The sequence below is a fragment of the Phaeobacter sp. JH20_26 genome, assembly GCF_048056275.1.
GTDB classification, from domain to species: Bacteria; Pseudomonadota; Alphaproteobacteria; order Rhodobacterales; family Rhodobacteraceae; genus Phaeobacter; species Phaeobacter bryozoorum.
Genome location: NZ_JAYMWL010000013.1, coordinates 953,066 through 966,317 on the forward strand (window position 1 = coordinate 953,066; position 13,252 = coordinate 966,317).

At 62.6% G+C, this 13,252-nt stretch carries 11 protein-coding genes; 6 read left to right on the plus strand and 5 right to left on the minus strand.

Features of this window, described 5'->3' with window-relative positions:
* The first annotated feature begins 51 nt into the window (after positions 1–51).
* Positions 52–1,245 (plus strand): kynureninase, encoded by a 1,194-nt coding sequence (kynU, locus tag VWY60_RS10400; RefSeq protein ID WP_416540416.1) that lies wholly within the window; start codon positions 52–54, stop codon positions 1,243–1,245.
* A 152-nt stretch (positions 1,246–1,397) separates the two neighbouring features.
* Entirely contained in the window at positions 1,398–2,231 is an 834-nt protein-coding gene (gene kynA / locus VWY60_RS10405; RefSeq protein ID WP_416540417.1) for a tryptophan 2,3-dioxygenase, read from the plus strand.
* 86 nt (positions 2,232–2,317) lie between these two features.
* On the opposite strand, the gene VWY60_RS10410 is transcribed toward kynA, so the two are convergent.
* A complete protein-coding gene (locus VWY60_RS10410; protein ID WP_416540418.1) occupies positions 2,318–2,899 on the minus strand; it encodes a TetR/AcrR family transcriptional regulator in 582 nt (193 codons plus the stop codon).
* Between the two features lie 102 nt (positions 2,900–3,001).
* Here VWY60_RS10410 and VWY60_RS10415 point away from each other — a divergent pair, with 102 nt between their 5' ends.
* Entirely contained in the window at positions 3,002–3,466 is a 465-nt protein-coding gene (locus VWY60_RS10415) for a (2Fe-2S)-binding protein (RefSeq protein ID WP_416540419.1), read from the plus strand.
* Positions 3,467–3,469: 3 nt separating this feature from the next.
* On the plus strand, positions 3,470–5,710 hold the full coding sequence (locus tag VWY60_RS10420; RefSeq protein ID WP_416540420.1) for a molybdopterin cofactor-binding domain-containing protein: 2,241 nt from the start codon (positions 3,470–3,472) through the stop codon (positions 5,708–5,710).
* 87 nt (positions 5,711–5,797) lie between these two features.
* Here the strand turns inward: VWY60_RS10420 and VWY60_RS10425 are convergent, their stop codons facing one another.
* The 4 genes from VWY60_RS10425 to VWY60_RS10440 all read right to left on the minus strand — a co-directional run bounded on the left by VWY60_RS10425 (position 5,798) and on the right by VWY60_RS10440 (position 9,842).
* Entirely contained in the window at positions 5,798–6,577 is a 780-nt protein-coding gene (locus VWY60_RS10425) for a gamma-glutamyl-gamma-aminobutyrate hydrolase family protein (RefSeq protein WP_340545072.1), read from the minus strand.
* A gap of 203 nt (positions 6,578–6,780) precedes the next feature.
* On the minus strand, positions 6,781–7,206 hold the full coding sequence (locus VWY60_RS10430) for a GlcG/HbpS family heme-binding protein (RefSeq protein ID WP_416540421.1): 426 nt from the start codon (positions 7,204–7,206) through the stop codon (positions 6,781–6,783).
* 66 nt (positions 7,207–7,272) lie between these two features.
* Positions 7,273–9,405, minus strand: coding sequence for a malate synthase G (locus VWY60_RS10435; protein ID WP_416540422.1), 2,133 nt, complete (start codon positions 9,403–9,405; stop codon positions 7,273–7,275).
* Positions 9,406–9,641: 236 nt separating this feature from the next.
* Positions 9,642–9,842 carry a hypothetical protein gene (locus VWY60_RS10440; RefSeq protein ID WP_340545069.1) on the minus strand — a complete coding sequence of 67 codons (201 nt, stop codon included), beginning with the start codon at positions 9,840–9,842 and terminating at the stop codon, positions 9,642–9,644.
* Positions 9,843–9,963: 121 nt separating this feature from the next.
* Between VWY60_RS10440 and pepN the strand changes: the two genes are divergently transcribed.
* Both pepN and VWY60_RS10450 read left to right on the plus strand, forming a co-directional pair.
* Positions 9,964–12,528, plus strand: a complete 2,565-nt coding sequence (gene pepN / locus VWY60_RS10445; protein WP_416540423.1) for an aminopeptidase N — start codon at positions 9,964–9,966, stop codon at positions 12,526–12,528.
* 105 nt (positions 12,529–12,633) lie between these two features.
* Entirely contained in the window at positions 12,634–13,110 is a 477-nt protein-coding gene (locus tag VWY60_RS10450) for a hypothetical protein (RefSeq protein WP_416540424.1), read from the plus strand.
* Positions 13,111–13,252: the final 142 nt, after the last annotated feature.

Here is a 13,252-nt window from a genome sequence, read left to right on the forward strand (position 1 = left end):
CCTAAAATAAACCACTCCGTCCGTCAGGCCGCCCATGATCACGAGGTTCAGATGACCGATTTCGCCGCAACCAAGGCTATGTTTTCCCTGCCCGAAGGGATGATCTACCTCGATGGCAATTCTCTGGGTCCGATGCCGCGTGCAACCGCCGAACGGGTGCGCAGCACGATCGAGGACGAATGGGGCGAGATGCTGATCACCGGCTGGAACAGGGCCGGGTGGATGCAGAAACCAACCGCCATCGGCGACCGGATTGCCCGGCTGATCGGCGCAGAACCCGGCCATGTGGTGATGGGTGACACCCTGTCGATCAAGGTCTATCAGGCCGTCGCCTCGGCACTGGAGCTGAACCCATCGCGCAAGGTGGTCCTGTCTGACAGCGGCAACTTCCCTTCCGATCTCTATATGGTCGAAGGTCTGGTGAAATCGCTTGGCCCGGACTATTCGCTTCGCGTGGTCGCACCGGAAGAGGTCAGCGCCCATATCACCGACGACATTGCCGTGCTGATGCTGACCGAAGTCGATTACCGCAGCGGTCGCAAGCACGATATGAAGGCGCTAACCGAACAGGCCCATGCTGCCGGTGTCGTGACGGTCTGGGATCTGGCCCATTCCGCAGGTGCGCTGCCGGTCGATCTGGCAGGCTGCAAGGCCGATTTCGCCGTAGGATGTACCTATAAATACCTCAATAGCGGCCCCGGTGGTCCAGCGTTCATCTATGTGGCGCCGCGCCATGCCGACACGGCCCGCCCGGCGCTCTCCGGCTGGCTGGGTCACGCCGCGCCGTTTGAATTCGACCTGAATTACAAACCCGGCAGCGGGATCGAACGGATGCGCGTCGGCACGCCGCCGGTGTTACAGCTGGCCGCACTCGAGGCCTCGATGGATATCTGGGACATGGCCGATATGGCCGATGTGCGCGCCAGATCCATCGAACTTTGCGATCTGTTCATTGCCGAGGTGGAATCCCGCTGCCCCGATCTCACTCTTGCGTCGCCGCGCGACGGCAACGCCCGTGGCAGCCAGGTGTCCTTCCGCTTCCATGAAGGTTATGCCGCCATGCAGGCGCTCATCGCCCGTGGGGTGGTGGGAGACTTCCGCGCGCCGGATATCATGCGCTTCGGCTTCACCCCGCTCTACATTGACGAAGGCGACGTCAGGGCCGCTGTTGATATCATCGAGGACGTGATGACAAACGCGCTCTGGGATCGCCCGGAATACAAAACCCGCAACGCAGTCACCTGATGGCGAGCCTGCCCGCATATCACCTGCCACTCTGCCGACCAGCGGGCTGGATCGCCCTGTGGCGACGACTGGCCCAATGCGGTACGCTCAACGCAAGAAAGGCCCCCGTTCCCGCAATCTGATACACTACCGGAACACCAAGGAGCCTTTCCATGTCCACCCCCTATGATCCCGCCAAGGAAGGCGCGCAGATGTCGTTTGACGGGCGCATGTCCTATGGCGACTACCTGTCGCTCGACACGCTGCTGACCGCGCAGAAGACCTGGACCAACACCCATGACGAGATGCTGTTCATCATCCAGCATCAGACCTCAGAGCTTTGGATGCGCCTCGCCATTCACGAGCTGACCGCCGCGCGCGCGCGCCTGCTGGCGGAAAAACCGCATGAGGCGTTCAAGATGCTGGCCCGCGTTGCGCGGATCTTCGAACAGCTGAACTCTGCCTGGGATGTGCTGCGCACCATGACACCCTCGGATTATTCTGCCTTTCGCGATGAACTGGGACAGAGTTCCGGCTTTCAGTCGCATCAGTATCGCCAGATCGAATTCATGCTCGGCAACCGCAACAAGGCGATGCTGCGCCCGCACGCCCACCGCCCCGACATTCTGGCGCTTCTGGAAGAAGAACTGCGCCAGCCCTCGCTCTATGATGTTGCCCTGCGCGCCCTGTCCAAGCGGTTTGAGCTGCCCGAAGAGGTGCTGAACCGTGACCTCTCCGAAACCTATAGCCCCAATCCGGCGGTTGAGGCGGCCTGGACCGAGGTCTACCGCAATACCAAAGCGCATTGGGATCTCTACGAGCTGGCCGAGAAACTGGTGGATTTTGAGGATTATTTCCGCCGCTGGCGTTTCAACCATGTCACCACGGTGGAACGGGTCATCGGCTTCAAACGCGGCACCGGCGGCACCGGTGGCGTCAGCTATCTGAAACGGATGCTGGAGGTGGAGCTGTTCCCCGAGCTCTGGCACCTGCGCACCACGCTCTGACGCCAGATGGGATCGGCGGCAGGCCAGCCCTGCCCGCCCCCCCAAGGCTGCCCCATTTGGACCTGCCCTCAGTCAACCTGCTCCAGTCAGCGCGGCGACAGCGCAGCCGCAAACAACAGCGCCAGTTGGCGAACGCCCGAGCGGTAGGCGGCATAATCTGCCGAGGTATGTTTGACGCCCTTCATGGCACTGCAAAAGCTGCGCGCCACATCCTGCGGCGTGCCGGCCAACCGCACCAGTCCCGCAGCAGCCATATCCTTTAGCCAATCCGCATAAACCCCGCGCATCAGGCATTCGCCGGCCTCAATGTGATCGCCGGCGGCGTTCATGCTGGCTTCCAGCGTTTCCATCCCGTGGGGCGTGCTCAGCATAGCCTCTATAGCCGGGCCGCCCTGCGCGTCGAATGCGTTCAGAACCTTCGACTGAAGATCCCCGTCTGCGGTCAGCGCTGCGTGAACCGCTCGCACTGTCTCGGCGTAATAGGCATCAATCAGCGCCTTCAGGATGGCTTCCTTGTTCTTGAAATGCAGATAGACCGCAGGGCGAGACATCCCCGCCCGCTTGGCAATGTCATCCATTGAAGTCTTGCGAAACCCATAGGTCGCAAAGGCTTCCCAGGCGGATTCCAGAATGTTGCGCTGTTTGGGGTCGATCTGCTGCATGTCCATAGCGCAGTTCTGACATTCGATACCAAATTTGTCAATTGACACACTGACACATATGCACCATTTTGTCACAAAGTCACGCAGCCAGCACAGAAAGGACACCCAATGTCCACCAGCCTTCGCATCAACGGGAAATCCCATCAGATTGACCTGCCTGACGACGTGCCGCTTCTTTGGGTGCTGCGCGATGAAGTCGGCCTGACCGGCACCAAATTCGGCTGTGGCGTCGCGGCCTGTGGCGCCTGCACCGTGCATATTGACGGCGAGGCCGTGCGCTCCTGCCAGGTGGCGCTGTCCGATGTCTGGGGTGAGGTCACCACCATCGAGGGGATCGGCACACCCGACGCCATGGCCGCCGTGCAAATAGCCTGGGTCGCCAATCAAGTCGCGCAATGTGGCTACTGCCAGTCCGGCCAGATCATGCAGGCCGCAAGCCTGCTGGCGGAAAACCCCGCCCCCTCGGATGCCGATATCGAAGAGGCGATGCAGGGCAACCTCTGCCGCTGTGGCACCTACCCCCGAATCCGCGCCGCCATCCATGACGCCGCCAAAATGATGAAGGAGGTCTGAGCCATGGCCAGCATCAGGAAAATCGCCCGCCGCAGCTTTCTCATCGGCTCTGCTGCCATCGTAGGTGGCGTCGCCTTTGGCACCTATAAGTACCACCAGCCCGCTCCCAACCCGCTCGACCAGAAGGATGGTCGCGCGGTGCTCAACCCTTTTGTGTTTGTGGATCAATCCGGCGTCACTCTGATTGCGCCCCGGGCGGAGATGGGACAGGGCGTCAAATCCGCCTGGGCCAGTCTGATCGCCGAAGAGCTGGACGTGGATCCGGCCAAGGTCACGGTCCTGCACGGCCCCGCCGCCAAGGCCTATTACAACAGCGCCATGATGTCAGAGGCGCTGCCCGGACGGGGCTATGACAGCTCGCCTCTGCAGCATTCACTGGGCGAAATCGTCGGTCACATGGCCAAGTTCCTTGATCTTCAGGTCACCGGCGGCTCCTCTTCCATGCGCGACGGCTTTGAGCGGATGCGCCATGCGGGCGCCAGCGCCCGCGAGACCCTGAAACAGGCCGCTGCGGAGCAGCTGGCAGTCGGACGCGATCAGCTCGCCACCGAAGATGGTCATGTCATCGCGCCGGATGGCACCCGCCTGCCCTATGGCAGCCTTGCCGTTGCAGCCGCCGCCCTTGACCCTGTCGAGGCGGATCTGCGCCCGGCGTCGAGCTGGCGCCTGATCGGCAAGGATGTGCCCCGCATCGACATGGTTGCCAAATCCACCGGCACCGCAGAATTCGGCGTCGACGTCCGCCTGCCGGGCATGAAATTCGCCGCCATCAAACAAAGCCCGCATTTCGGCGTGGGCAAGACCGCCTTTGACGCCAGCGCAGCCGAAGGCATGGCCGGTGTGGAAAAGGTACTGGATCTTGGCGATGCTGTCGCGGTGGTTGCCAGCAACACCTGGCTCGCGCAGCAGGCCGTGGATGCCATTGACGTAACGTGGGAGGCAGCCCCCTACCCCGAGACAACCGGCGCGATTTTTGACGAGATCGCCCGCAGTTTTGACACTGCCCCCAACTCGACCCTGCGCGATGACGGCGATGTCGACGAGCTGCCAGAGGGCGCAACCGTGATCGAAGCGGAATATCGCCTGCCCTATCTGGCCCATGCCACGATGGAGCCGATGAACGCGACCGCGCTTTACACCGGGGATGCGCTGCAAATCTGGGCGCCCAATCAGGGGCCCACCGTGGTGCAGAAAAACACCGCAGCGCTTGCCGGGCTCGATGCCGAGGCGGTTGAGGTCAATACAACCTACCTCGGCGGCGGATTTGGGCGGCGGATTGAAACCGATTATACCGACCGCGCCGTTCAGATCGCATTGCAGATGCCCGACACCCCGGTGCAGCTGACATGGAGCCGCGAGGAAGACATGACCCATGACTTCTACCGCCCAGGCGCCATCGCCCGCTACCGCGCCGCGGTAAAGGACGGCAAGGCGGTGATGGTCCACGGCAAAATCGCCGCGCAATCGACCACCGTCGAAGGCGCTGGCCGGATGCTCGGCCTGCCAATGTCCGGCCCGGACAAGGGGCATGTGGATACCGCCTTCAACCAGCCGCTCGCCATCCCCAATTTCCGCGTCGAAGGCTATCTGGCCAAACCGATGATTCCCGTCGGCTTCTGGCGCTCGGTGGGGGCCTCCTTCAACGGCTTCTTCTCCGATTGTATCATCGACGAAATGGCCCATGCCGCCGGGCGCGATCCGCTGGAATTCCGGCTGGAGCTGGCCCGCGCCGAGTGGGAGCCTGCTGCCAAGGTGCTGGAAACCGTGCGCGACATGTCCGGCTGGACCGGCAAGACAGCCGATGGCATCGGCCGGGGTGTGGCGCTTGCCTATAGTTTCGGCACGCCGGTGGCGCAGGTCATCGAGGTCGCCGACCAGGACGGGCAGATTCGCATGACCAAAGCCTGGATCGCCGCAGATCTGGGCCGTGTCATCGACCCGCAGAACACCCGCGCGCAGATGTTTGGCGGCATGGTCTACGGTCTGTCTGCGGCCTGCTTTGGCGAGATCACCTTTGACGGTGGCGCGGTCCAGCAGCAGAATTTCCCCGACTATGACGCCCTGCGCATGCACACAATGCCCGAGGTGCAGGTCGCGCTGCTGGAAAACCAACCCCGCATGGGCGGCGCCGGGGAACCCGGCACGCCCCCGGCGGCCCCGGCGCTGGCCAATGCGATCTTCGATCTGACCGGCAAACGCGCCCGTCAGCTGCCGCTGATACATGAGTTTGATCTGCTGGTCTGAAAGACCAACGGCACCGCCCTAAAGGCGGTGCCGATTGAGGTGTCTACGGGTAGTCAAAGACCGGATGCCTCAGGCCGATGTCGTGCCTCAGGCCGATTTCCGTTGGGTTGGTCTGCCCGCACCCTCCGCCCAGGCGCGCACCGCGTCACCAAAGGCGGTGAACAAAGGCCGCGACACCGGGTCATTCGCGGCGTCCCACTCTGGATGCCATTGCACCGCAAGGGTAAAACCGGGAGCGTCTTTCACATAGATCGCCTCGGGTGTGCTGTCAGGGGCGGTTCCGTCGATGACGATCCGCTTGCCCGGCACCTTGATCCCCTGCCCATGCAGCGAATTGGTCATCACCTCCGCCGCACCGAACAGACGATGGAAAACGCCGCCTTCACTCAGCTCAACGATGTGGCGCATGGCGAATTTCTCTTCCAGTGTCCCGTCGGGGGGCATCCGGTGGTTCATCCGTCCCGGCAGATCGCGGATTTCCGGGTAAAGCGTGCCACCCATGGCCACATTCACCTCCTGAAAGCCACGACAGATGCCAAGAAACGGCTGCCCCCGCTCGACGCAGGCGCGCACCAGCGGCAGGGTGATGGCATCACGCGCCCGGTCAAAGGCGCCATGGGCATCCGTCTCGGCCTCGCCGTATTCATGCGGGTGCACATTCGGCCGCCCGCCGGTCAATAGAAAGCCATCAAAGCTCTCCAGCAGCTCCTCCACCGTCAGAAACCGGGGATCCGACGGAATAAGCAGTGGCATACAGCCTGCAACCTCGGCCACCGCCTCGGAGTTCATCGTCCCCCCGGCATGGGCGGGGTATTCATCATTGATGAGATAGGAATTGCCAATAATGCCGACTTTGGGGCGTGTCATTCTGTCCTCAGCGGTTTGGGCGCCGGCCCTTCTGTCCATCCTCGGACAGCATCTCCGGATCACCGCAATCCTACAGCCCTGCCGCGGCGGGTTGCAATTCCCCTATGGGGCGCAACCTGCCGCTTTGCCGTAAAAAGCTGTATCTCCGCCGCAGCTTTCGGCAGATCGCGATCGTCTGCCAGCTCGTCAGCGGGCGCCCCGGCTCACGCTTCCCCGGTCAGCCCGGTGGCGCGGATCCCGGCCATCGCCGCCTCGGCGTCATTGTCGGAGGTATCGCCGGTGACCCCCACAGCCCCGATCACCGCACCTGCATCACTGCGCAGCAATACGCCACCGGGGACCGGTACGACCTGCCCGCCGTAGACACCGTTCACGGCCGCCATGAAATAGACCTGCTGTTCAGCGCGCGCCATCTGCGCAGTGCCAGCCATGCCCAGCATCACCGCGCCATAGGCCTTGCCATGGGCGATGGCAAAGCGGCCGGGCGCGGCGCCGTCCTCGCGTTCAAAGGCAAGCACATGTCCGCCCGCGTCCAAGACGACGACAGAGAGCGGTTTCAGCGCCATCTCCCGCCCCTTGGCGCGGGTATGTTCGATGATGCTGCGGGCCTGATCCAGAGTGAGGGTCATGTCTATTGTCCTTGATGTGCACATAAAAAAGGGGCCGGGCAGACCGCCCGACCCCAGTCGTTTTTCTCAGCCCTGCGCCTTCAGCTCCAGGCGGCGGGCGTGCAGCACCGGCTCGGTATAGCCGGAGGGCTGAACGCGACCGCGGAACACCAGATCGCAGGCCGCCTGAAAGGCAACCCCGTCAAATCCGGGTGCCATCGGCGTATAGCTCGGATCACCCGCATTCTGCTGGTCCACAACCGCCGCCATTTTCTGCATTGCGGCCATGACCTGCGCCTCGTCCACCACGCCATGATGCAGCCAGTTGGCCAGCGCCTGGCTGGAAATCCGACAGGTCGCCCGATCTTCCATCAGCCCGACGTCGTGGATATCGGGCACCTTGGAGCAGCCGACGCCCTGATCAACCCAGCGCACCACATAGCCCAGGATGCCCTGCGCGTTGTTCTCGATCTCTTGCGCGATATCGGCGTCCGAAAGGTTCTGACCATCCATCACCGGAATGGTGAGCAGATCCGCAAGGGTTCCGCGCGCACCGGCTGCCTTCAGGCTGTCCTGCACCGCGTGGACATCAACATGGTGGTAATGGGTGGCGTGCAGGGTCGCCGCCGTCGGCGACGGCACCCAAGCACAGGTCGCGCCGGATTTCGGGTGGCCGATCTTGGCCTCCAGCATCTCGCCCATGCGATCCGGCATCGCCCACATCCCCTTGCCGATCTGCGCCCGACCCTTCAGACCGCAGGTCAGACCGATATCGACATTGCGATCCTCGTAGGAGGCAATCCAGGGGGTCGATTTCATCTCGCCCTTGCGTAGCATCGGGCCTGCTTCCATCGAGGTGTGGATCTCATCGCCGGTCCGATCCAGGAAGCCGGTGTTGATAAAGGCCACACGATGCTTGGCCGCGCGTATACATGCCTTGAGGTTCACCGAGGTGCGGCGTTCCTCATCCATGATACCAATCTTGACCGTGTGGCGCGGCAGGCCCAGCGCGTCTTCGACATGGTCAAAGATCCGGTTGGTAAAGGCGACTTCCTCGGGCCCGTGCATCTTCGGCTTCACCACATAGACCGAACCATGCAGCGAATTGCCGCCCTCCGCCTGGAGGTCGTGCATGGCGCAGAGCACGGTGATCATCGCATCCATGAAGCCTTCGCCCGCCTCACGGCCTTCGCTGTCCAGAACCGCTGGATTGGTCATCAGATGGCCGACGTTGCGCACCAGCAGCAGCGAGCGCCCCTTCAGCCGCAGGTCGGACCCATCCGGCGCGGTGAAGGACAGATCGTCATTCAGTACGCGGGTAAAGGTGGTCCCGCCCTTACTCACCTCCTCGGAAAGGTCACGCTTCATCAGGCCCAGCCAGTTGGAATAGGCCGTGACCTTGTCCTCACTGTCCACGCAGGCAACGGAGTCTTCGCAATCCATGATGGTCGACAGCGCGGATTCCAGGATGATATCGTTGATCCCCGCCTGATCGCCCTTGCCGATATTGCCCTCGGCATCGACCACGATCACTGCATGCAGCCCGTTGTTTTTTAGCAGGATCTTGCCCGGCGTGGCGGCGGCGCCGTCATAGCCTGCAAACTGCGTCCCATCCTTGAGCGCAGGCACCAGCGCGCCATCCTCAACCGACAGGCCAGTGCAGTCCGACCACGACCCGTCAGCAAGCGGGAAGGTCTGATCGAGGAACCCACGCCCCCATGCGATCACCCGCGCGCCCCGCCCGGCATCATAGCCTTTGCCCTCCGGCAGGTCGCCCATGGCATCGGTGCCATAAAGCGCATCATACAGGCTGCCCCAGCGCGCATTGGCCGCATTCAGGGCAAATCGCGCGTTGGTGATCGGCACCACCAGCTGCGGCCCCGGAACATTGGCGATTTCATCGTCAACATTCTGCGTCTCGATCTCGAAATCATCCCCTTCGGGCAGCAGGTAGCCGATCTCGCGCAAAAACGCCTCATAGGCCGCCGCGTCATGGGCCTGGCCCCGGCGCGCGATATGCCAGGCATCAATCTGTCCCTGAAGATCGGCGCGTTTGGCCAGCAATGCGCGATTTTCGTCACCCATGCCGTTGACTAGACCATCCAGACCACCCCAGAAGGCATCTGTCGTGACACCGGTGCCGGGCAGCGCCTTGTCCTCGATGAAGGACACCAGCGTGTCAGCCACCTGCATATCATGACGTTCCTGCATCCCGCTCATGGGGCCATCCTCCTGTTAACTGGGCGTATTACTGCCCCCGATACACCAATAGTTCCGTATCATCAACGTCGGCGGTAATATTAGTTTACCAATTCATGCGAAACTGCTTCAAATAATCTCTACAGATGCCCGACAGCGCTGACCGTCTCTCAGACTAGCGACACTCTCCAAACAGAAAAAGCCCGGTAGCGAGCTACCGGGCAAGTCGGGGAGGAATATCAGATTGTCATACAGGGTCAGTCACCGGCGATGGTCGCCTGCACTTCGGCGGCGGTCTGCGGTGCTTCGACCACGTCCTGCTCGCCACCTTTGTTGAAAACCCACAACAGGAAGACGGCGAACATCAAAAGCACCGCAACAACGACGCCCCGAATGCCCAACAGGGCCGGTTTGTGCAGTTTCTCTTCGCGTTCAACATTGGTGTCAGGTGCCGACATGGGCCGCTCCTTTGTCTACAAGTTTGCGCGGTTGCTGGCGCGGGGCCGCAGCCGCTGGTACATAGTCTTGGTATAGATACGCTGACGGACCCATCCGGGTTCCATGGAACAGGAAAAAACCATGAAAGATGCCGCGCCCGCCACCGCACCGGAGACGATTTATCTAAAGGATTACAAACCCTTCGGATTTGAGGTGGAGAAGGTCGAGCTGACGTTTCAACTCTCGCCGAATGCCACCCGCGTTCTGAGCAAGATCCGGTTTTCGCCCAAAGCCGAGGCCGCCGATCCCCGGTTCTTCCTGCATGGCGAAGCGCTGAAGCTGATCTCGGCCAAAATCGACGGCGCGCCGGTGACACCCGAGCTGATCGACGGCGGGCTGACCTGCGCCACCCCCGATACTCCCTTCGTCTGGGAGGCCGAGGTGGAAATCGACCCCGCCGCCAATACCGCGCTGGAAGGGCTTTATATGTCCAGCGGCATGTATTGCACCCAATGCGAGGCCGAAGGGTTCCGCAAGATCACCTACTACCCGGACCGCCCGGACGTGATGTCGACGTTCTCGGTCCGGATTGAAGGCGACGCGCCGGTGATGCTGTCGAACGGCAACCCGGTGGGCGCAGGCGAGGGTTGGGCCGAATGGCATGACCCCTGGCCCAAACCGGCCTATCTCTTTGCGCTGGTGGCCGGCGATCTGGTGAACCACCCCGACCGCTTCACCACCAAATCCGGCAAGGATGTCGAGCTGAACATCTGGGTCCGTCCGGGGGATGAGGGCAAATGCGCCTTTGGCATGGAGGCGCTGAAGAAGTCGATGAAATGGGACGAGGACGTCTATGGCCTCGAATATGACCTCGATCTGTTCAACATCGTCGCGGTTGACGACTTCAACATGGGTGCGATGGAGAACAAGGGGCTGAATATCTTCAACTCCTCCTGCGTTCTGGCATCACCCGAAACCTCCACGGATGCCAATTTCGAACGGATCGAGGCGATCATCGCGCATGAGTATTTCCACAACTGGACCGGCAACCGCATCACCTGCCGCGACTGGTTCCAGCTCTGCCTCAAGGAAGGGCTGACCGTCTATCGCGACGCCCAGTTCACCGCCGACATGCGATCGGAGCCGGTGAAGCGGATCGAAGACGTCATCGCCCTGCGCGCCCGCCAGTTCCCGGAAGACGGCGGCCCCCTCGCCCATCCGCCGCGCCCGGAACAGTTCCAGGAAATCAACAACTTCTACACTGCCACCGTCTATGAAAAAGGCGCCGAGGTAATCGGCATGCTGAAGCGGCTGGTCGGCGATGAAAACTACTACAAGGCGCTGAAGCTCTATTTCGAGCGCCACGACGGGCAGGCCTGCACCATCGAGGATTGGCTGAAGGTGTTCGAGGACGCAACCGGCCGCGACCTGACCCAATTCAAGCTGTGGTACAGCGAGGCAGGCACGCCGCGGGTAAAAGTGTCCGAGGATTACGCCGACGGCACCTATACCCTGACATTTGAGCAATCGACGCCGCCGACACCCGGCCAGCAGAACAAGGCGCCGCGGGTCATTCCGATCGCGGTGGGCCTGTTGTCCCCCAACGGCGACGACCTGCGCGGCACCGAAGTGCTGGAGCTGACCGAAGCCAGACAGAGCTTCACCTTTGACGGCCTCGCCTCGAAACCGGTGCCCTCCATCCTGCGGGAGTTTTCGGCCCCGGTGATCCTGGAGCGCGAGACCACCAACACAGAGCGCGCCTTCCTGCTGGCCCACGACACTGATCCCTTCAACCGCTGGGAGGCCGGCAATCTCCTCGCGACAGAAACCCGCGTCGCCATGGTGACCGATGGCATCGCCCCCGATACGGCCTATCTTGATGCGCTGGTCAAACTGGTGCGCGACGATGCGCTGGACCCCGCCTTCCGCGCGCTGGTTCTGTCTCCCCCCAGCCAGTCGGAAATCGCCCAGACCCTGCACGATCGTGGGGTCACGCCCGACCCGCAGAGAATCTACGACGCGGCGGAGACCTTCACCCAGACCCTGGCGCAGCAGCTGGAAACCAGCCTGCCCCGGCTCTATGCCGCCACCACTGTCGATGGCCCCTATCAGCCCGACGCCCATGGCGCGGGCCTGCGGGCGCTGAACGGCCGTATTCTGGCGCTGCTGACCCGTCTCGACGGTGGCGATCAGGCTGCGCGCCAGTATCAGACCGCCGACAACATGACCCAGCAATATGCCGCACTGGCAAGCCTGATGAAGGCGGAGAAAGGCGCGGACCAGAGCCAGGCCTTCTTTGATCAATGGCAGGACGACCGTCTGGTGATGGACAAATGGTTTGCCCTGCAAGTGGCCTGCGCCGCGCCAGACGCCGCCGCTCGCACGGCCGCAGAGCTGACCCAGCACCCGCTGTTCAGCATGAAGAACCCCAACCGGTTCCGCGCCGTCATGGGCGCGCTTGCCGGCCATCACGCAGGCTTTCACCACGACAGCGGTGCAGGCTATTCCCTGCTGGCGCAGAACCTCATCGCGCTGGACCCGCTGAACCCGCAGACCACCGCACGGATGTGTGCTGCCTTCCAGACCTGGACGCGCTACGACAGCGCGCGTCAGGCGCTGGTCCGGGCCGAGCTGGAGCGCATTCTGGCCACTGACGGGCTGAGCCGGGACACCCATGAAATGGTCAGCCGGATCCTGAAGGGGTGATGCGACAGGCCGCGCAGAGGAGCGGGCCATATCATGGCCCGTTCGCAATCCGCCGCCGCTCCTCCGCACCCCGGCGCGAACCATCTGTCATCGAGGCCCCGCCTCATGGCTGATGCTCCGATGATAGATCCGCCGACGAGCCGCCGGGCAGTCATTCCCGCCTATCGCTACAGCCGGGCCGCCCGCTCGCCACGCCTGCTGCTCGCCCTCGGCCTGTGGGGGGCCGGGATTGCGGCGCTGTCGCTGGCGCTGTCCGTCGCGCTCTGGATCTCGCTGCTGCTGATCCTGCCAATGCTGCCCGGCCTCTGGGAACTCTGGCGCAACCCGACTGCCAGCCTGAAGCTGGATGCAACACGGCTCTGCTGGCGCAATGCCTCAGGCGCCGTAGACCTGCCGATCAATCGGATAAGCCATGTCACGCTCGACCGGCGCTGGGACTTTTCTCACCGCGCCACCATTCATACGGAGGCGGGCAAGCGGTTGCGCATTCCCCCCGATTGCCTGCCACCGCATCAGATCCTTGAACAGGCCCTCACCGCAGCAGGCCTGCCCGTCAGGCGGCATCACTTCCGCGTCTATTGAGCGCGGACCTCCCCAAAACGACTCCCCGCCGCCAAACAGGCAAATCTTAACCCGCGTTAACCTGCCACTGGAATATCCCAATCGTCCATCGCAATGGCGCGCGCCCGCCATGATTGCGCCCCAAAGAACGGCCAGTCTGATT